The sequence below is a fragment of the Microbulbifer maximicatervae (SeqCode) genome (assembly GCF_052467225.1).
In genome coordinates this window covers 4,936,553-4,957,500 of sequence record NZ_CP174303.1, presented here as the reverse complement: position 1 = coordinate 4,957,500, position 20,948 = coordinate 4,936,553, and the positions used below count along the sequence as shown (strand labels likewise).

Below are 20,948 nucleotides of genomic sequence, written 5' to 3'. Positions count from 1 at the left end.
GCATTTAGAGTGAAATCGAGTAGGTCGGGACACGTGTTATCTTGACTGAATATGGGGGGACCATCCTCCAAGGCTAAATACTCCCAGCTGACCGATAGTGAACCAGTACCGTGAGGGAAAGGCGAAAAGAACCCCGGAGAGGGGAGTGAAATAGAACCTGAAACCGTATACGTACAAGCAGTAGGAGCCCTTCGGGGTGACTGCGTACCTTTTGTATAATGGGTCAGCGACTTATTGTCTGTAGCAAGGTTAACCGCTTAGGGGAGCCGTAGAGAAATCGAGTCTTAATAGGGCGTTTAGTTGCAGGCAATAGACCCGAAACCCGGCGATCTATCCATGGGCAGGTTGAAGGTTGAGTAACATCAACTGGAGGACCGAACCCACTAATGTTGAAAAATTAGGGGATGACCTGTGGATCGGAGTGAAAGGCTAATCAAGCCGGGAGATAGCTGGTTCTCCTCGAAAGCTATTTAGGTAGCGCCTCGCGTCTCACCCTCGGGGGTAGAGCACTGTTTGGGCTAGGGGGTCATCCCGACTTACCAACCCCATGCAAACTCCGAATACCGAGGAGTGCAATCGCGGGAGACACACGGCGGGTGCTAACGTCCGTCGTGGAAAGGGAAACAACCCAGACCGCCAGCTAAGGTCCCAAATATCAGTTAAGTGGGAAACGATGTGGGAAGGCCCAGACAGCTAGGAGGTTGGCTTAGAAGCAGCCATCCTTTAAAGAAAGCGTAATAGCTCACTAGTCGAGTCGGCCTGCGCGGAAGATATACCGGGGCTCAAACTGATAACCGAAGCTGCGGATGCTCTTAGGAGCATGGTAGAGGAGCGTTGTGTAAGCCGTTGAAGGTGGATCGGGAGGTCTGCTGGAGGTATCACAAGTGCGAATGCTGACATGAGTAACGATAAGGGAGGTGAAAAACCTCCCCGCCGGAAGACCAAGGGTTCCTGTCCAACGCTAATCGGGACAGGGTTAGTCGACCCCTAAGGCGAGGGCGAAAGCCGTAGTCGATGGGAAACAGGTTAATATTCCTGTACTCGCTATTACTGCGACGGAGTGACGGAGAAGGCTAGGCCAGCATGGCGATTGGTTGTCCATGTTTAAGGTTGTAGGCTGGGGACTTAGGCAAATCCGGGTCCCTAAGGCTGAGAACTGATGACGAAGCCCACTTAGTGGGTGAAGTGGTTGATGCCCTGCTTCCAGGAAAAACTTCTAAGCTTCAGGTAATAGTGAATCGTACTCTAAACCGACACAGGTGGTCAGGTAGAGAATACCAAGGCGCTTGAGAGAACTCTGGTGAAGGAACTAGGCAAAATGGTACCGTAACTTCGGGAGAAGGTACGCCGGTTTTGGTGATGGGACTTGCTCCCTAAGCTGAGGCCGGTCGAAGTGACCAGGTGGCTGCGACTGTTTATTAAAAACATAGCACTCTGCAAACTCGTAAGAGGACGTATAGGGTGTGACGCCTGCCCGGTGCCGGAAGGTTAATTGATGGGGTTAGCTTCGGCGAAGCTCTTGATCGAAGCCCCGGTAAACGGCGGCCGTAACTATAACGGTCCTAAGGTAGCGAAATTCCTTGTCGGGTAAGTTCCGACCTGCACGAATGGCGTAACGATGGCCACGCTGTCTCCACCAGAGACTCAGTGAAATTGAAATCGCTGTTAAGATGCAGTGTACCCGCGGCTAGACGGAAAGACCCCGTGAACCTTTACTACAGCTTTGCACTGAACTTTGAGCCTATTTGTGTAGGATAGGTGGGAGGCTTTGAAGCAGCGACGCTAGTTGTTGTGGAGCCGTCCTTGAAATACCACCCTGGTATGTTTGAGGTTCTAACTCTGGTCCGTTATCCGGATCGAGGACAGTGTATGGTGGGTAGTTTGACTGGGGCGGTCTCCTCCCAAAGAGTAACGGAGGAGTACGAAGGTGCACTCAGCATGGTCGGAAATCATGCAATGAGCATAATGGTATAAGTGCGCTTGACTGCGAGACAGACATGTCGAGCAGGTACGAAAGTAGGTCATAGTGATCCGGTGGTTCTGTATGGAAGGGCCATCGCTCAACGGATAAAAGGTACTCCGGGGATAACAGGCTGATACCGCCCAAGAGTTCACATCGACGGCGGTGTTTGGCACCTCGATGTCGGCTCATCACATCCTGGGGCTGAAGCCGGTCCCAAGGGTATGGCTGTTCGCCATTTAAAGTGGTACGCGAGCTGGGTTTAGAACGTCGTGAGACAGTTCGGTCCCTATCTGCCGTGGGCGTTGGAGATTTGAGAAGAGTTGCTCCTAGTACGAGAGGACCGGAGTGAACGAACCTCTGGTGTTCCGGTTGTCACGCCAGTGGCATTGCCGGGTAGCTATGTTCGGACGGGATAACCGCTGAAAGCATCTAAGCGGGAAGCCTCCTTCAAGATAAGATCTCCCTGAGGCCTTGAGCCTCCTGAAGGGCCGTGGAAGACTACCACGTTGATAGGCTGGGTGTGGAAGCGTTGTGAGGCGTTGAGCTAACCAGTACTAATTGCCCGTGCGGCTTGACCATACAACAGAGATGGTTACTAACGACTAGCTAAGCTAGCGGATTGTGAGTTAGAGACATACGATCGCTTGCGGTGTATTACTACAGATTGTTTTACCGACTTATTTGGGGTTATCGCCGGTCAATAACATGACCGAGGCAAACAGCGATAACGCGGCAGGCCAAGCACTTTGCTTATAAGACCAACGCCAACCCAAGCCAGTTTGCCTGACGACAATAGAGTTGTGGAACCACCTGATCCCTTGCCGAACTCAGAAGTGAAACGCAACATCGCCGATGGTAGTGTGGGGCTTCCCCATGTGAGAGTAGGTCATCGTCAGGCTTCTAATCCGAAAAGGGCCACCCAATAGGGTGGCCCTTTTTTTATGACTGAAAAATATTTTAAAAAAACAAAAACAAAAACAAAAACAAAAAAACTAAGAAAGGGAAGGAAGAAAGGGGAAGCAGGAATTACTTAGTCGAAATTAAATAGAAAAAATAAAATAGTTCTGAAAACTTTAATGCTCAACCTTCTATTTAAAAGTCCGTCAGTAAATAAAAAAGAAAAAGCTAAAATTATCAAAGTGCCTTAAAAAGCCTATAAAAATAGCTCTTTACCGTTCTTCTCTCCAAACGCCTTTACACTCACTCAAAAAATAATCCAACAAAAATAACTCGCGTAAAACTCAGAAAAGTACCCATACCACTCCCGCCAAAAATTAAAATTAGCCCATAAAAATATCGGTGATTTTTTAGTCTCTGCAGTAATCCCCTGTAACCACGGGGCCTGTAGCCCGTTTATTAAAGTTATACACAACTCTATCCAGACTTTCTGTTAGTAACACCTGGCTGTGGAAATCCGCGCAAAAAGTGCTGCTTTTTTACCCGCCTTCAATAGAGCCAAGCAATCACGGGGCTGGCCGGGGATATCCCGGAGTTATACACAGCTCTATCCATGGTTTCTGTTGGTAACAAAGACGCCATAAAACGGACATCAGTTATTAACAGTGTTATGAGCGATAAATCTGTGGATTACTGCGACTGATTGGTACGCCAGTATTCGAGAGAAGAAAAATTTGGGGATAAAAAAAGCCCCACCAGGTGGGGCTTTAAAAATATCGTCTGTATCTTTTATTTATTCAGAGGCAGTAGGAACTCGGCCCAAGTCTCCTTCCATTTCTGTGGTTAGGAAAGACATTACAACCCAGGCCGCTACATTCTGGCGAAGATTCTCAGGGTCGACTTTATCCAGGGTATCGTTGGGTGTGTGGTGATAATCGAAGTAGTCGGTGCCGTCCTGGTATAGACCAAAGGCTGGCACACCGCGCGCAACAAACACACTGCTATCTGGGCCACCGTAAGATTCATTATTTCCGCGCTCAATACCCAGGGGGGCGAGGAGTTGCATCATTTGATCTGCAATATCAAATTTGCTCTCAGGGAGACGGGTATCGAAACGCCAGACTTTCCCTGCTCCAAAGTCTGATTCGGAGACGGCAATAATATTGTCCAGTTCTTTTACGTGTGCCTCAACATACTGCTTAGCACCTACCAATCCGATTTCCTCTGCGCCAAACAGCACGACTCGCAAGGTACGACGGGGGCGCTGTGGCAGCTCAGCAATTAGACGTGCAGTTTCCATAACAATGGCAACCCCAGCTCCGTCGTCCAAGGCCCCGGTGCCTTCATCCCAGGAATCCAGGTGCGCACCGATAATCATGACTTCTTCAGGTTGCTCACGGCCAGTAATCTCACCGATGACATTAAAAGAGGGGCCGTCACTCAGTCGCTCAGTTTCAACATCAAGTTTTACCTGGACTGGCTTGCCGCGTTGGAGCATAGCCTCGAGCAGGTTTGCATCAGGAGCGGAAAGTGCGAGTGCAGGAACTGGGTTTTCCACATCATCAATCGACATCATACCGGTGTGTGCAAATCGGTCTGAATCGGTTCCTACGGAGCGCAACAGCATGGCAGCAGCCCCTTTTTCAGCGGCAGCGCGCATTCCCAACTTGCGGCCTTGCGCCGCAGGGCCGTAGCCATCCCCCGTGCGCGCTCTCTCCATACGCTTATTGATAAAAGCGATTTTACCTTTCACTTGGCTGGCCGGGGCCTTCAACAGGGCCTGCACATCGGGAAACTCAATAATTTCCGCTGTTAACCCTCCCTCAGGAGTGGCGGCGCCATAGCCGAGGGAGGAGACAACTAGTGGCTGGGGGAAAGGGGATATGACTTCGGCGTGAGCATGGCCACGAATCCAGCGGGGTACCTCAATTTGCTCGGTATAGACGCGATCAAAGCCAAATGCCTTCATTTTGTCTTGTGCCCAGGCAACGGCTCTTTCATCACCCTCAGTGCCTGTCCGTCGTGGTCCAACCTCGACGGTCAAAGACTCTACAATACTGTAGGCGTCGGAGCTTTCCAGTGCCCGGTCACGTAATACTTCCGCCACAGATACATCTTCCTGTGACAGAGGGGCTGCCTGGGCTATTCCCAGTGCCATGGTAGTGATCAGTCCCCCGGTAAGGGAAAGCAGTGGTTTCAACATCGGTCTATCCTTTGTTAATACTCTTCAGTCTTAAGCTTTTGGCTCGTTATTTGATGAGGCCGCGATCAGTTGCTCGCGAATTTCACGTAACTTACGCAGGCCTTTTTCTGTAAATAAGTAGGGCGGTTCGCCAGTATATTCGCTGTCTTCAATATTGAGGCAACGTTGTCGCATCTCTTCAAGCTTTGGGTCGTGTCGCATTGGGCAGGCGAGGAGTGCTCGCCATTCAGTATCGCTGGCTTGCCCGGTGATTACATCTTCAAGGCCCTTAACAAAACTGCCTCGGTCCATTCGAAATCTGGGTCTGCGCAGGTGCATAAGAACCCAAACCACAATAACAAAGGCAATGAAAGAAAGAATAAGCGTTGCCAGCCAGGTCACGATATCAATCCTCCACTAATAGTTTTATTGCCACAGCAATGGTGGCAATAATGATTACCGGTTTGATAATACTGGCACCTCTTGCAATCACGAGGTTGGAGCCGAGACGAGCTCCTACAACCTGGGCAAAAGACATAGCGATAGCGAGCAATAGAAAAATATGGCCTCCAGCGATAAAAATTAGCATAGAGGTCACATTGGTAGCGAGCACAATAGGTTTTGTTGATGCCGTAGCCGCACGCATATTGTAGCCGAGTAGCGCTGCGAAGGCGGCTGCACAGATAGACCCCATCCCAGGGCCAAAGAAGCCCCCGTAAAAGCCGAGTCCACCGCCAACAACTAGATTAAAAGTAACGTTACTGATTCTGGGTTTTGAGTCAATGTCGGAAATGCGAGGGGACAGAATAAAGTAGAGGGCAATAGCAATGAGCAGGATGGGAAGTAAGGTATTGAGGCCAGCCTCCCCAAGTGAAGCGACTGTTAAGGTGCCTAGGCAGGAACCGATAATTGCAGCAAGTAGTCCTGGCCAGAGGGGGCGTAAATTCAACTGGCCCTTTTGCAGGAAGTTAATGGTGGATGATAGGGTGCCAAAGACGCTTTGAAACTTATTGGTACCGAGAGCATCGAGTGGGGGAATGCCGGCCCAGAGTAAAGCGGGGAGGGTGATTATTCCCCCTCCCCCGGCGATCGCACTGACAAAGCCTGCGGTAAAGGCGATTACTGTCAGTATCAGGTAGGTATAAGTAGAAAACTCACTACTTAACTGTATCACGAGTGGACTGGTTACCCCTTTTCAAGAGTACTTTCATTATCGTGGTAATACCCCTGATACTTGCTAAAGCGCTTTTGGATCTCTGCCATATCCTGTTCCAGATCACCGATAGGCTGGTACAGGGAGTCAATACAAATACGCTTATTGGGAAAGTCCCAGGCAACAAGCAAAATAGGAACTTGAGCGGTATAGGAAATTCTTAAAAAACCGTTCTTCCAGCGCCCTACTTTTTTGCGGGTCCCCTCGGGAGTAATCCCCACCCACATTTTTTCATTTTCCCGGTAACTCGATGCAACTTGTAGAGCGATATTACCTGCGGCGCGCCTATCGGTAGGAACACCTCCAAGCCACATAAATAGTCCTTTAAACGGGAAGAAAAAAGCTTCCTTTTTCATGAGCCAGGAAATTTTAATACCCAATGCCATAATAAATGGCATGGCAACCACAAAATCCCAATTGGATGTGTGGGGAGCCAAAGCCACCATGACTTTTCTTTCTGGAGGGATTTCCCCATCCATTCGCCAGCCGAGCACCTTGATTATCAACTTGCCAATAGCTTTGGTGATGCGATTGCCCAGCCGAGGTACTTCATTGGGTACTTCAGTAGGTATTTCTACAAACTGACTCATTATTTGCCTCTTTCTTACTGCTGTCACACTAAGGTTTCAGCAAAGGTATTTAGCCTTGCTGCTTTAGTGTTCCCGCGTGGCATAAAAGCGAACTTCCGGATAGCGCTCTTCAGCCAATTGTAAATTAACGCGCGTCGGTGCCAGGTAGGTCAGGTGTCCGCTGCCATCGAGTGCCAGGTTGGTACTGGCCTTGCGCTTGAAATTCTCTAGTTCTTTGGCGCTTTCACTATCTACCCAGCGCGCAGTGTTCACGTTGACGTTTTCGTAGATGGCTTCAACTTTGTATTCGTCTTTTAATCGGTAAGCGACTACTTCGAACTGTAGTACACCAACTGCGCCCACGATAATGTCGTTGTTATCCAGCGGGAAAAATACCTGGGTGGACCCCTCTTCAGAAAGCTGCTGAAGCCCTTTTTGTAATTGCTTTAATTTGAGAGGGTCTTTTAAACGTATGCGACGGAACAGCTCCGGGGCGAAATTGGGAATGCCGGTAAATTTCAGTGCTTCGCCTTCGGTAAAGGTATCGCCGATCTGGATAGTACCGTGATTGTGCAAACCAATAATATCGCCGGCAATGGCTTCTTCTACGTGGGTTCGGTCGCCAGCCATAAATGTCACCGCATCGGCAATTTTTACATCCTTGCCAATGCGCACATGCTTCATTTTCATACCACGATTGTAGGTGCCGGAGCAGACACGCATAAAGGCAATTCTATCGCGGTGTTTGGGGTCCATATTCGCTTGGATTTTAAAAACAAAGCCGGAAAATTTATCTTCGCTGGGCTCTACTTTTCTCTCTTTGGTTTCCCGAGATTGGGGTGAGGGCGCCCATTCAACGAAACCATCGAGCATTTCCCTTACGCCAAAGTTACCCAAGGCCGTACCGAAAAATACCGGGGTCAGTTCACCAGCAAGATAAGCTTCCTGGTCAAACTCATGAGTGGCTCCACGAACCAATTCAATCTCTTCCCGAATATCCTCGGCGTACTCGCCAAGTAGTGCGTCAGCCTCAGCGGAATCCAGACCCTTAATTTGAATATCATCGGGAATTCTGTGGCCCTGACCTTGGGAGAATACATGGATGGTATCGGTGTAGAGGTTATAAACCCCCTTGAAACCTTTTCCTGAACTCAAAGGCCAATTGATAGGGGCAGCCTGGATATTCAGAACTTCTTCAATCTCATCCATTACCTCGATCGGGTCGCGAATATCCCGGTCGAGTTTGTTGATAAATGAGAGAATCGGTGTGGTTCGCAAGCGGCACACATTCATCAACTTGATGGTGCGGTCTTCCACACCTTTGGCCCCGTCAATCACCATCAGTGCGGAGTCGACGGCGGTGAGTACCCGGTAGGTATCTTCAGAGAAGTCTTCGTGCCCCGGTGTATCCAGTAGGTTTACAGTCCTCTCTTTGTAGGGGAACTGCATAACGGAAGAGGTAACAGAAATACCGCGTTCCTGTTCCATCGTCATCCAGTCAGAGCGTGCGTGGGGACCTTTTTTCCCCTTAACGGAGCCCGCTTGCTGGATTGCATTCCCGAACAAAAGAAGCTTTTCGGTCACGGTTGTTTTACCGGCGTCCGGGTGGGAAATAATGGCGAAGGTGCGGCGGCCGGCAAAGCCTGCCAGGGAAGAACTTTGACCCATACTTTAAGATTCGATCACTGGATATTCGAAAAAAATAGGGGCGTATTATACACGCAGGCGTTGCTCCGAGGGTGGGGTATACTGCGAAATTAGACTTGTCAGTTTACCAGCTCGGCGAATGGGGTCATGTCAATGGGCTGAGTTGCCAGCGGGACTGGCACACCTGGACAATTTGCTCAAATCCATTTGGATTAACACTGTACTCTGTTGTGGCCAACAGTCATCGAGGAGCTTTTAGCGGTGCAGTGGCAAACTCAGTTATTGAAGGGGAGAGGTTATGAGCCGGGAGCGTTTACAGGCATTGCGGGAAGAGTTGCAGCGGCAGGGTGTCGATGCTTTCTTGGTACCCCGGGCTGATGAGTACCAAAATGAAAGTGTGCCTGCGGCAGATGAGCGACTGCCCTGGCTGACAGGTTTCACTGGTTCCGCAGGAATGGCTGCGGTAGGCAGTCGAGAAGCGGCATTATTTGTTGATGGTCGCTATACCTTGCAGGCGCAGCAACAACTTGGTGATCAACCCATTGAGTTAATGAGCCTCAGTCAAGTCGCGATCATTGAGTGGCTATGTAGTCAGCTGGATGCTGGTCAGTCTCTGGGGTATGACCCGCGACTGCACACGGAGCCGGGATTGGCCTTGATCAAGAAGCGATTGGCTGAAAGGGATATCCAACTACAGCCGATGGAACAGAGCCCGATTGATGCCATCTGGAATGACCGCCCCGCATCTCCCTGTGGGCCTGCACGCCCACACCCCTTCATCTTTACTGGTGAGCATTCCAAAGAGAAACGGCAGAGGATTGCCCGACGTCTCGCAGAAAAACGAGCCGATGCTTTATGGCTACCAAATCCTGAAAGCTGTGCTTGGCTTTTTAATATCCGAGGAGAGGATATTCCGCACTTACCAGTGGCCTTGGCCAATGCAGTACTTTACCGGGATGGCAGTGCAACTCTTTATTTGGGGGAGGGCGCTGTAGGGGATGCGTTGATTGAGCACTTGGATAAAGATGTAAGTTTAGTCGTGGCCAAAGGGGAATTATTTGAAAATATTAAGCGCCGCCACGTCAATAAAATATGGATAGATCCCCTGATTAGCAACAGTTGTACTTTACAGCAATTGCGGGCACTGGATATTGAACTAATGCTGGAAGGTGACCCGGTCACTGAAGCCAAGGCCTGTAAGAATGCGATTGAACTGGCAGGCAGCCAGGCTGCACACGAAAGGGATGGTGCTGCGGTGTGTGAATTCCTGGCGGAAATACCTGAACAGGTTGCCACAGGCCATTTTGACGAATTGTCCGCAGTAAAGCTTTTACGAAGTAAAAGAGAGGCTCGCGAAGGCTTTCAGGGCAACAGTTTTGAGACAATTTCCGGCTATGGTCCGAATGGGGCCATTGTTCACTATCGGGTGAGCCCTGAATCCAGTTTGGCTATGAAGCCAGAAGGGGTATATCTGTGCGATTCTGGAGGCCAATATCCAGATGGCACCACTGACATTACCCGAACAGTCGCTCTGGGTGAGTTCCCGCCTTCGGCAAAAGAAAATTTTACCCGGGTTTTAAAGGGACATATTGCAATTGCGACTTTGCGATTCCCCAAGGGGACTTGTGGAGAGCAAATTGATGCGCTTGCACGCCGTTCGCTGTGGGAGGTGGGTCTGGATTATGCCCACGGTACCGGTCACGGTGTTGGTAGTTTCTTAAGTGTTCACGAGGGGCCACAGCGGATAGGTAAGGCTGTGACAGGTGTTGCTCTTCAGCCGGGGATGATCGTTTCCAACGAACCGGGGTTTTATCTCACTGGGCAGTACGGCATCCGTATTGAAAATTTGGTGTTTGTGAAAAAGAGTGAAAATTATCCAGATTTTCTAGAGTTTGAAGAACTTACGTTAGCTCCGATCGATCGTAATTTGATTGACGTGGCACTACTCACTGAGACTGAACGGGAATGGCTGAATCGCTACCACCAGAGGGTGCGAGATGTGATTACCCCGCTGGTTACTGAAAAAACTGCTGAATGGTTAAAATTGGCTACTGAAGCTTTGTAGTGTGAATCTGGGGGCTGCGTGCCCCCAGGCATAATTAATTTATCTCAAACTTATAGCCAGCACCGTAGACAGAGTGAATCAACTCTTTTTCAGGCATAAGCACTGATATTTTTTTGCGCACTTTTTTGATGTGGCTATCAATAGTTCGGTCGCTGATTACGCGGTAATCGGAATAGATGCGGTCCATGATTTGTTCGCGGGAAAAAATTCGACCGGGCTCACTGTAAAGTAGGTCAAATAGGTGGAACTCCAGCGCAGTAAGGTTGGCGTCTTTACCTCCGATTCGCAGTTGCCCGGTATTTCTATCTAGTTCGATGCCACCATTTCCGACTTCGCCCTTTTGTGGTCGACGGCGCAACACCGCTTTCACCCGTGCGACGAGTTCCCTGGGGCTGTAGGGTTTACAAACATAGTCGTCGGCACCGGATTCCAGGCCGCGCAAACGATCGGGTTCCTCAATTTGCGCAGTCATTATAATAATTGGAACGTCGTTGCCTTTTTGGCGAATCTCTTCGCAAATCTCCATCCCATGCCGCCCAGGTAGCATCAGGTCGAGAAGGATCAAATCCGGTTTCATAGTTTCCACTTTGGGGATAACCTGATTACCATCAGAAATGATCTCGGCTTGATAGTCGGCGGCATGAAGATAATCCAGTAGTAGGTGCGCAAGTTCGGTTTCATCTTCGACTATTAATATTTTGGCGCTCATAACTTCCTACCATTTAATCCTTTGGCTTAGGGGTAAAAAAATACTTATTTCAAGACCGCCCATAGTGGACGGAGTTGCAGAAATGCTACCCTCGTGTGCTGTAACAATATTTTGGCAAATTGATAGCCCCAAACCCGCACCGCCGGTTTCCCGGCTGCGTGAACTATCTGCTCTATACAGGCGCTCGAACAGGTGTGGTATATCAGCACTGGCAACACCGGGGGCGGAGTCGGCGAAAGTGATAATGGCTGTTCGGGCTTCACAGCGCGCAGTTACTTTGAGTTGTCCCCCACTATCGGTGTAGCGTAGGCTGTTGGTTAACAGGTTGCTAAATAACTGATTGAGGCGTGCTTCATCTGCGTAGACTAACTTATCTTCCGATAGTTGGAGGTCGCTGCCCAAGCGAATACCTTTCTGGTCGAATGGAATTTCAAAGTCTTCGATAACACTTCGTAGGATATTTTCCAGGGAGATGTCGGACTTGCAGTAACTTAGTGCCCCCGCGTCGGAGAGAGACAACTCATAGAGATCATCTATCAGGCGGCTCAATTGTTGAATTTTGCTGTGCAGTATACGCAGGTTCTCTGGTGTGGCTGATCTGATACCGTCTTGAATGGCTTCAATCTGCCCTTTTAATACTGCGAGAGGTGTGCGCAGCTCATGCGAAATATCTGCCATCCATCGGTTTCGAGCATGTTCGTTTGCTTCCAGCGTTGCGGCGAGCCGATTAAAGTCAGCACTTAATTGGCCCAGCTCATCTCGTTGCTCTATATCAATACGGGTTTTAAAGTTGCCGGATGTAAGATGGGATGTTGCTTCGGTCAGCTTACGGATGGGCCTTACCAGCTGCCAGGCAAGGGGGATGGCAATGGCTAGTGCCAGAATGAAGGTGGCAACAGAGATAAGAGCGAAAGTCCGCGATTGCTCTTTAACAAACCCTACGGCCAAATCATCATCTAACACCGGTAGTGGATTGATAGCCAGGTAACCAACGGTTTCTCCATCCACAACCAGAGGCTGCATTACCATGTTCTCAGATCTTGAATAACGACCTATCAGAGGTCTTTTCTCTTTGTTCAACAGGACCAGGCGGGCATTAAGCGACTTGCCCACTGCGTGTTCAGGTGGGGGCTCAGGCGGGCGGCGGGGGCCCCTCGTACCCGGAGGTGGACGATGTGGGGGTGGCATATCCTCAAAGTGACTGGACATCACGCGTCTGTGGAGTCTTTGCCAGCGCCTGCTATTGCCGTCGATAGATTGCCAGCTTCCTTCGCTGGCGTAGATTTCTTGTAACTCATCTACTAAATCGCCGACCTCGCGAAGCTCCTGAGACTGGATATAGGTCATAAAACCATGCTTAAAGCTCCACTGAAAGAATACGAACATTCCGCCAACAGTAATTGCTGTAGTCAATAAGAAAGCGAGGCTTAGTTTATAGCGAATATTTAACGACATAGCCGGTAGCTTGGATTTCAGTAGCCTGTGTTCACAGTGAGCTCAGGTGCATTTTACTCTGTTTCCACTGAGGAAACGCGGCTCAGAAGATCAAGCCTACACTTACTGTAAATATCAGGGCAATCTTTTAACACTCCGAGAGTCTCACGATAAGAGCTCAAGCTAAGTGCCAATAAGCTTAGCTTGGTTATCCAAAGCTGTTCTTGGGGCCTCCATGCCCTGAGTCGGTAGGAGAGATTGAGTCCTTACTGGTAGTTACTTCTATTATTATCCCGGTTTGCCTGTGCTTACTCCCGGCTTTATTGGAGATGTAGAAAAACGATGCAATATCAGATCGGGCTTATCGAGCCGGATAAATAGAGTTGCAAGAATTCTCTTCCCTCCCCGGCTCCAGGTACTGTGGTCATGGGCGTTAAGAGTGACAGTAATTTGGTTGAAGCCCGATTTAAACAGCTTGTCGGGAAGGTGTAAGTCTGGACCATAGATTCGCTGTATTTTCTTACCGTTGATATAGAGATGGGCATGACCTTCCAGATATTGCTTTGAGGCATCATTGGCGTGGCGAGGGGATTCTAATTCGAACCGGTCGTAGTCTATATGTAGGTTATATCCGGACATTTTATCGCGACTAATGTCCAGTTCGATGCGCGGTGCAGCATTGTGTAAAGGGATCTCGACTACTGGGTGTTGGTCGCCGTTATGGCCCGTGTGTGAGTCTGGCTGTGCTGTAGCAAGGTTGGTTATTCCCCAGATAAAAGACCCGATAAGAACGGCTCGAAGAATTTTCATTATTGTCTCACTCCCAGGTTTGGCGATGGGGCAACATACTTCATTCAAACTGCTGTTGCTGTGAATACTTCTGGTTACCAGTGCTTTTAGTCTATCGGGTGCTATTGCTCCAGTTACTTCCATTACCTGGGGTGTCGGTCCCCGTAAAAACAAGGGACCGCAAAGCTTACACTTACTGCGACTCCAGGGAGATTTCCGGCGTATTAGGAAAGTGGCTTGGCCTTCAATGTTAGTGCACCGCTGAACTACTGTGTTGAGCACTCATTGACAATAGTTTGATCATCTAGCTTGCCGTAAAAGCGGGGGCCAAAAGTATATGGGAAGGCGGGGACAAGCTCACCATCATCATCGACAGTGACAGTCAGGTGGTAATGGTATCCCCTTTCGTCATCTGAGTGACCGTTATGCTGGTCCAAATATACTCCGCCTTCATTAGTCAGGTCTTCGTCCCAGTAATAGTCCTCGTAGAAAAAGCCCGCTGCTGTAGTGAACTCATTGCCTGACAGGGAGGTATAAGAGCCACTTGTCGTGGGGCCGGTATTCGATGTTGTTTCGACTCCTTGGGAGAGGTCGTATTCATCCACCAAGAGACAGCTTCTCTCGCCTGCTACGCCGCAACCGCTCTCGGAGCTGGGGTCGTCATAATCTCGTACAGCCCAGCTGCTTTCTGCGAGTTCTCCTTCACTCTGCCAGGGGCCATAGATTGCATAGCCGTCGGCGGTATAGCCGTAGACAGGGGAGTGGTCGTCACCTATATCGCCAACAAGATCGGCTAGGCAATCGCTATAAAAGTGATGGTGGTAATCTCCGTTTGCGGCGTGTCCACCACAGATATCCACATCGTAGACCTCAGCAACCGGTGCCAGGGTTTGCCAGGTGCCATCCACTGATTGACCATCACCCCAATCATAAATAGAGACGCCATTTACCCAGTAGCCCTGTACGCCGAGCCCCGTTGCGCACTCCTCCGTTGCGGGCTCGGGTTCGACAGGGATGTATCCGACATGAGAGACGTTCTCTGGGCAAACGAGCCCTGGTGGCCAAAATCCATAGCCGGCATCTACATCACAGGTGCCAATACCCGTATAGCCAATATCTTGCCCAAAGCTGACAATATCTCCAACGCTGACAGTGGGGCTGCCGGTTTCAAAATCAGAGGAGGCTAATGGACGTTCAAGTAGTCCGTCTAGAATACTTTGAGTAATTTCAATCTCGTAGTCGGGAACACCGGTTGCTGATACAACGGTGTATTCCCGGCCATCTACGGTTTCTGATGCTACGCTCTGGACGTTGACCAGAACCTGCTCATTGCTGTTACTTTCATAAATGTAAGGCGCGCGTTCGTCATCAGTATTCATAATCCAGACACCAGTATCAGTGCTGGAATCTGACTCTTCAGAGGAGGTCTCAGAAGAATCATCGCCATCCTCATCTGAGGAAGAGCCACTATCGCATCCCTGAAGAACTCCGAGAGATATTATCAACGCTAGTGTATAAGAGAGTGTAGGATGGCCATTCCGGTCAAAAATTTTAATTATTTTCATATCACACCGTGGCATATGGAGGAGTTGCTCCCCGAACCTAGCGCACAAAAGTGAATGAAATGTGGATGGCCTGCTAGCTACATTTTATATCCTCTTTATCGTCTTAATTTTTTTCAGATTTGTGCACTGCGTTCAAAAGCGATACTCCGTGAGTCAGGTAAAAATATCTTATTGCTTTATTGTAAATAGCCTAAGTAGCCTTTAATTATTGGGCCGGCTATTAATTAAATATTTTTTTGGGTATTAGCTCCAATTCTTTCTTTGAAAAATTCCAGATCTTAATCTAATTATCAGGTCGGCTGACTTTGGCTATTTGTTTGTTGCCCCCGATAGGTGATGTTGAAAAGCGGTGTAATACCAGCTCTTTCTTATCGAGGTGAACAAATAAGGTTGCCAGTATTCGCTTTCCACCGCGGCTCCAAGTGCTGTGGTCGTGTGCATTGAGAGTCACGGTGACTTGGTTAAAACCAGGTTTTAGTAATTTTCCGGGAATATGTAAATCCGAGCCGTAAAGACGTTGGATTTTTTCCCCATTGATGTAAAGGTGGGCGTGCCCCTCCAGAAACTGCTCAGAATCGTCATTGGCAAAGCGAGGGGATTCCAGCTCAAACCGATCGTAGTCAATATGTAGGTTATAGCCGGACATATCGTCGCGGCTCATGTCCAGTTCGATTCTGGGAGCGGCAACATGCAGAGGTATCTCTATCACCGGATGCTGATCGCCATTGTGGCCTGCGTGAGGATTTGGCTGTGCCGCATACGCGGTCATAGAGGCTGAAAAAATCCAGGCCAAAGACCCAGCGATAAAGAACCTGTGCATTTTCATTTAACTCTTACTCCCAAGCTTGAATATGAGTTAGCGGCCAACGGTGGTTGAGCAGCGATTGACGATAGTTTGGTCATCCAGCTTGCCGGCAAAGCGCGGGCCGAAGGTAAATGGGAAAGCTGGGATTAGTTGGCCATTGTTATCCTGTGTAACTGTCAGGTGGTAGTGATAACCTCTTTCACTGTCAGTGTGTCCATTAAATTGATCCAAGTATTCGCCACCTTGCGCTGTCAGGCTTTCATCCCAGTAATAATCCTCGTAGAAAAAACCTGCCGGAGTTTCAAATTCGTTTCCGGATTGAGAGGTGTAGCTGCCGCTGGTAGTGGGGCCGGTGTTATTTGTATTGGATACGCCACGATCAATATCATATTCATCGACTAGCAGACAGCTGCGTTGCCCGGCAACGCCACAGCCGGTGTCTGAACGGGGATCGTCGTAATCCCGTATTGCCCAGCTGCTTTTAGCTAGCACACCTGCGTCTTCCCATGGACCGTAAATTGCGTAGCCATCGGCGGTATAGCCGTAGATAGGGGAGTGTCCATCGGCGGTGTCCCCGGCAATTTCAGCCAGGCAATTACTGTAAAAGTGATGGTGGTAATCGCCGTTAGCTGCATGGCCGCCACAGATATCTACGTCATAGACTTCTGCCATGGGAGCCAGGGTATGCCAAGTGTTATTTACGGACTGTCCGTCACTCCACTGGTAAATTGAGGTTCCATTTACCCAGTAACCCTGTACACCGAGCCCAGTTTCACAGCTGTCAGTGGATGCCTCAGGCTCAGCAGGAATATAGCCTACATGGTCGACGTTTTCGGGGCACACGGGACCTGGGGGCCAGAAGCCATAACCGGCTTCTGAGCCGCAGCTGGAATTACTGCGATAGCCGATGTCCTGGCCGAAGCTAACAACCTCACCAGTTTGTACCAAGGGGTAGCCATTGACGAAGTCTGTAGAGGCTTTTGGACGGCTGATGAGTGCGTCTAGTATTTCCTGGGTTATTTCAATCTGGTAGTCCGGGATACCGGTAGCAGATACGCGGGTATATTCCTTTCCGGCAACGGTTACAGATTCAATACTTTGCACATTAACCAGAACCTGCTGATTACTGTTACTTTCGTAAATATAGGGGGCGCGTTCGTTAGTTGAATTGATAATCCAGGTAGTACCGGAGCTCTCTGTTACCGAGCTTTCTTCGTTACCTGAAATTGTCGAATTATCTGAGGAGCCGGAATTGTCTTCGTTAACGTCCGAAGAAGTGTCCTCGTTATTATTCGATGTATTGCTTGTTTCGTCGGTAGTTGTTTCTGTTGGATTATCTACCGTAGTATCTGTTGGACTTTCCTCTTCAACTGTATTGCTGTTTGAGTCGGTGGAGGAATCTGCAGTGTTATTTCTAGTGTTTTCTGAATTTATCGAGTTGTTGTTTTGCCAGTTTCTTCCATTGCTATTGCGAACAGGTACTTCCCTAACCGAACGTTGATCGTTGTTATGCCCAGAGTTGGGATTAGGTTGAGCCACAACACTGGCTGCAGTTAGCCAGGCTAATGAGCCGGCAAGAAAGTACCCGTTAATTTTCACGAGAAGGTTACCTCAATTTATCTTTATTGGTTACCGCCCCACGGTTGTTGAGCATCGGCTGACAACAGTTTGGTCATCCAATTTTCCGTAAAAGCGCGGTCCAAAAGTGAAGGGAAAGGCGGGGATTAATTGTCCATCGCTATCGACAGTGACGGTAAGATGATAATGGTATCCTCGCTCATCATCCGAATGGCCATTGTACTGATCTAAATAGACTCCACCTTGAGCTGTAAGTTCTTCGTCCCAATAATAATCTTCATAGAAAAAACCAGCAGCTGTTTCAAATTCATTTCCGGACGCGGAGGTATATGAATCACTTGTAGTTGGGCCAGTATTAGAAGTAGTTTCCACGCCTTGGGAAATATCATATTCATCGATTAATAAGCAGCTGCGCTCGCCGGCGACACCACAGCCACTTTCGGATGAGGCATCATCGTAATCTCGAACAGCCCAACTACTTTCCGCTAATTCACCCTCACTTTCCCAAGGGCCATAAATTGCATAGCCGTCGGCGGTGTAGCCATAGATTGGAGAGTGGTCGTCACCAATATCGCCGACCATCTCTGCGAGGCATTCACTGTAAAAATGGTGGTGATAATCACCGTTTGCCGCGTGACCACCGCAAATATCAACGTCGTAGACTTCAGCTAGGGGGGCGAGTGTATGCCATGTATTATCAACACTCATCCCGTCACTCCATTGATAAATAGAGGTTCCATTTACCCAGTAGCCCTGTACCCCTAAACCAGTTTCACAACTGTCAGTTGCAGGTTCAGGTTCAACGGGAAAATAGCCAACATGGGAAACATTTTCAGGACAGACAGGCCCCGGTGGCCAAAAGCCATAACCAGCTTCTGCACCACAGGACGAATTACTTTTATATCCAATGTCCTGCCCAAAACTGACAATATCACCAACGCTGACATAGGGGCTGCCGGTTAAAAAGTCAGAGGATGCTTTTGGACGTTCCAGGAGTGCATCGAGAACAGTTTGTGTAATTTCGATAGTGTAATTTGGAATGCCGGTTGCTGATACAACAGTGTATTCTTTACCGTCGACAGTTTCAGATTCAACGCTCTGAACATTTACTAGTACTTGTTCATTGCTGTTACTTTCATAGATATAGGGTGCGCGCTCATCATCAGTATTTAGAATCCAAACCCCGCTATCGGTGCTCGAGTCTGAGCTGTCACTATCATCTGATGAATCGTCATCGTCATTATCCTCACCGGAATCTGAGCCGCTGTCGCTAGTATCTTCAGATGACGAATCTGAATCAGATGAAGAGCTGCCGCCTCCACCGCATGCTTGGAGTACGCCGGAAAGTAATACCAGAGATATTACATAAGGCAAAATGGACTTTCGGTCCGTGTCAAAAATTTCCGTTAATTTCATAGCACACCGTGAACTAGATGGGGGTTAGTCCAGAAATTAGCGGATAAAAGTGGAGAAAATGTGGATAAATATTAACCTAATTTGCAAAGGGTTAAATTGGCTCTCTATTTCTGCTTAGTTTGTGCGTAAGTTCAAAAGGATGGCTTTTCTTTCTGTATCAACAGTTAAAAAGTTATTTGCTGGAAAATTACTTATTTCGTTAATGACTTTCTTTGTATTTAATTTAAATAAAATATTATTCTTTCGATATTTTTTTTGACTTAAAGGTCTAGGGAGCCTCTGAATAACTCCGTAATGCCTCTGCGGGTCTTGAAGGCTGCAGATGTTAGGCGCAGCTCGCCGCGAATGGCCGTAGCCCTTTGCAAGAGCTGCAACGCAGCAGCTGTGGCCTTCAAGGCCCGCCCTTCGGGGCTTGCAGAGCGGTTCACACTCCGCGTTGCGACTTCTTGAAAGGTCTAGACATTCCTGCGAAGCCGCGCCTTGATTGTGAACCGCTCTGCATGCCAGAGGTATCACGGAGTTATTCAGAGGCTCCCTAGTAGTTGGCTGGCTGTATTTAGTGAAGCCAGCTACTGAAAGCAGAGGCCTGGGTTCTGAGACTGTATTTGGGAGAGTCGCCAGTCTGGAAGCTTTAACCGGTTCCAGGCTGGCGTGGGGCTTTATCAATGATTTATAGGTGATATAGGTAAGCTGTTTTCTGCTGGGCTAGTTACATGGGCGGTGGGCCAGGGGGAAAACCTCCGCCGACTTCATCGGAGCAAACATTCACAATTGTCTGGTCATCGAGTTTGCCGTAAAAGCGGGGCCCAAAAGTATAGGGGAATGATGGTGTCAGCTGCCCTTCATCATTCAGTTCTACCGTTAGGTGGTAGTGATAACCACGCTCGCTGTCACTGTGCCCATTGTATTGATCCAGATAAGCGCCCTCCTGATTGGTCAAATTGGAGTCCCAGTAATAGTCTTCGTAAAAAAAACCGGTGGTGGTTTGAAAAAGGTTGCCTGATAGGGACGTAAAAGTATCGCTGGTACTGGGGCCGGATTGGGCAAGTGTATTTGTGCCCTGTGATAAATCGTATTCATCTACCAGTAAACAACTGCGCTCACCGGCAATCCCGCAGCCGCTGGTAGAGTCGGCATCGTCATAGTCTCTAGTGACCCAGCTACTTACTACAAGTACACCATCGGCCTCCCAAGGGCCATAAATGGGATAGCCATCAGCGGTAAACCCGTAGACGGGGGAGTGGCTATCTCCAGTGTCTCCAACCAAGTCGGCCAGGCAATCGCTGTAGAAGTGGTGGTGATAGTCTCCCCGAGCAGCGTGTCCACCACAGATATCAACATCGTACATCTCAGCGACCGGTGCCAGAGTATGCCAGGTACCATTCACGGACTGTCCATCGCTCCACTGGTAGATAGAGGTGCCGTTGACCCAATAGCCCTGCGGTCCGAGTCCACTTTCACAAGCTTCTTCTGAGACCTCTGGCTCAGTTGGAAAATAGCTGTTGTGGGAAACATTTTCTGGGCAGACTGGGCCCGGCGGCCAGAATCCAAAACCCGCTTCGGCGTAGCAGGTATGTGGATTGCTGCTAAAGCCGATATCCTGACCAAAACTCACGATATCGCCAATTTGTACTGTGGGGCTGCCGTAGACAAAGTCGGTGCTCGCCTTGGGGCGATTGATTAGCTCGTCGTAGATAGCGGTGGTGATTTCAATTTCATAATCCGGGATTCCGGATGCTGTGACTTGAGTGTATTCCCTGCCGCCGACAGTGACAGTTTCGATGCTTTGTACATTGACCAGGACCTGCTCATTACTATTGCTTTCGTAGATGTAAGGCGCCCGTTCATCGTCGGTATTTAGCACCCAGGGGCTGCTATCATCGCCAGTATCGTCGTCTGAAGGGGGTGGGTCTGAATCGTCATTGTCACAACCTGTTAAAGGTGTGCAGGCCAGAAAAATTGCCAGTGTGTTGATTAACAGGGTGCGGGTTTGAAGGGGGGAAATCTCCTGAAGCCTCATCGAATCACCATCCATGTTTCGCAGTAAGAGAAGAAGGCGGGCTATGTTGCTGTCTGCCGGGGTTTGGAGGAATTTGAAGTTATCGGCAAAAATGGG

At 49.1% G+C, this 20,948-nt stretch carries 14 protein-coding genes and 2 rRNA genes (1 of these 16 cut by a window edge); 3 read left to right on the top strand and 13 right to left on the bottom strand.

The genetic code is table 11. The annotated features are described in order from the left end of the window. Positions 1–2,542: ribosomal RNA gene (locus ACJJIZ_RS21480) — 23S ribosomal RNA — on the top strand (it extends 340 nt beyond the left edge of the window). A gap of 203 nt (positions 2,543–2,745) precedes the next feature. Next, positions 2,746–2,861: ribosomal RNA gene (rrf, locus tag ACJJIZ_RS21475) — 5S ribosomal RNA — on the top strand. A gap of 792 nt (positions 2,862–3,653) precedes the next feature. Here rrf and ACJJIZ_RS21470 read toward each other — a convergent pair. The 5 genes from ACJJIZ_RS21470 to ACJJIZ_RS21450 all read right to left on the bottom strand — a co-directional run bounded on the left by ACJJIZ_RS21470 (position 3,654) and on the right by ACJJIZ_RS21450 (position 8,492). Beyond that, complete coding sequence (locus tag ACJJIZ_RS21470) at positions 3,654–5,063, bottom strand: M20/M25/M40 family metallo-hydrolase (protein ID WP_444914795.1); 1,410 nt, start codon at positions 5,061–5,063, stop codon at positions 3,654–3,656. 30 nt (positions 5,064–5,093) lie between these two features. Next, positions 5,094–5,444: a hypothetical protein gene (locus ACJJIZ_RS21465; protein ID WP_282934336.1), complete on the bottom strand. Its 351-nt coding sequence runs from the start codon at positions 5,442–5,444 to the stop codon at positions 5,094–5,096. 4 nt (positions 5,445–5,448) lie between these two features. After that, on the bottom strand, positions 5,449–6,216 hold the full coding sequence (locus tag ACJJIZ_RS21460) for a TSUP family transporter (RefSeq protein WP_444914794.1): 768 nt from the start codon (positions 6,214–6,216) through the stop codon (positions 5,449–5,451). An 11-nt stretch (positions 6,217–6,227) separates the two neighbouring features. Then, complete coding sequence (locus tag ACJJIZ_RS21455) at positions 6,228–6,845, bottom strand: 1-acyl-sn-glycerol-3-phosphate acyltransferase (RefSeq protein ID WP_444906448.1); 618 nt, start codon at positions 6,843–6,845, stop codon at positions 6,228–6,230. A gap of 63 nt (positions 6,846–6,908) precedes the next feature. Beyond that, positions 6,909–8,492: a peptide chain release factor 3 gene (locus tag ACJJIZ_RS21450; RefSeq protein ID WP_413664332.1), complete on the bottom strand. Its 1,584-nt coding sequence runs from the start codon at positions 8,490–8,492 to the stop codon at positions 6,909–6,911. A 277-nt stretch (positions 8,493–8,769) separates the two neighbouring features. On the opposite strand from ACJJIZ_RS21450, the gene ACJJIZ_RS21445 reads away from it, so the two are divergent. Further along, a complete protein-coding gene (locus tag ACJJIZ_RS21445; RefSeq protein WP_444914793.1) occupies positions 8,770–10,536 on the top strand; it encodes an aminopeptidase P family protein in 1,767 nt (588 codons plus the stop codon). 34 nt (positions 10,537–10,570) lie between these two features. On the opposite strand, the gene ACJJIZ_RS21440 is transcribed toward ACJJIZ_RS21445, so the two are convergent. The 8 genes from ACJJIZ_RS21440 to ACJJIZ_RS21405 form a co-directional block, all read right to left on the bottom strand. After that, on the bottom strand, positions 10,571–11,245 hold the full coding sequence (locus ACJJIZ_RS21440; RefSeq protein WP_413664334.1) for a response regulator: 675 nt from the start codon (positions 11,243–11,245) through the stop codon (positions 10,571–10,573). 6 nt (positions 11,246–11,251) lie between these two features. Continuing rightward, a complete protein-coding gene (locus ACJJIZ_RS21435) occupies positions 11,252–12,700 on the bottom strand; it encodes an ATP-binding protein (RefSeq protein WP_413664335.1) in 1,449 nt (482 codons plus the stop codon). Between the two features lie 267 nt (positions 12,701–12,967). After that, positions 12,968–13,489 (bottom strand): hypothetical protein, encoded by a 522-nt coding sequence (locus ACJJIZ_RS21430; protein ID WP_444912090.1) that lies wholly within the window; start codon positions 13,487–13,489, stop codon positions 12,968–12,970. A 245-nt stretch (positions 13,490–13,734) separates the two neighbouring features. Further along, positions 13,735–15,033 (bottom strand): YHYH protein, encoded by a 1,299-nt coding sequence (locus ACJJIZ_RS21425; protein ID WP_413664337.1) that lies wholly within the window; start codon positions 15,031–15,033, stop codon positions 13,735–13,737. Positions 15,034–15,316: 283 nt separating this feature from the next. After that, on the bottom strand, positions 15,317–15,859 hold the full coding sequence (locus ACJJIZ_RS21420) for a hypothetical protein (protein ID WP_413664338.1): 543 nt from the start codon (positions 15,857–15,859) through the stop codon (positions 15,317–15,319). Between the two features lie 30 nt (positions 15,860–15,889). Next, entirely contained in the window at positions 15,890–17,437 is a 1,548-nt protein-coding gene (locus ACJJIZ_RS21415) for a YHYH protein (RefSeq protein WP_413664339.1), read from the bottom strand. 30 nt (positions 17,438–17,467) lie between these two features. Continuing rightward, on the bottom strand, positions 17,468–18,832 hold the full coding sequence (locus ACJJIZ_RS21410) for a YHYH protein (protein ID WP_444914792.1): 1,365 nt from the start codon (positions 18,830–18,832) through the stop codon (positions 17,468–17,470). Positions 18,833–19,541: 709 nt separating this feature from the next. Further along, positions 19,542–20,852: a YHYH protein gene (locus tag ACJJIZ_RS21405; RefSeq protein WP_444912092.1), complete on the bottom strand. Its 1,311-nt coding sequence runs from the start codon at positions 20,850–20,852 to the stop codon at positions 19,542–19,544. Positions 20,853–20,948: the final 96 nt, after the last annotated feature.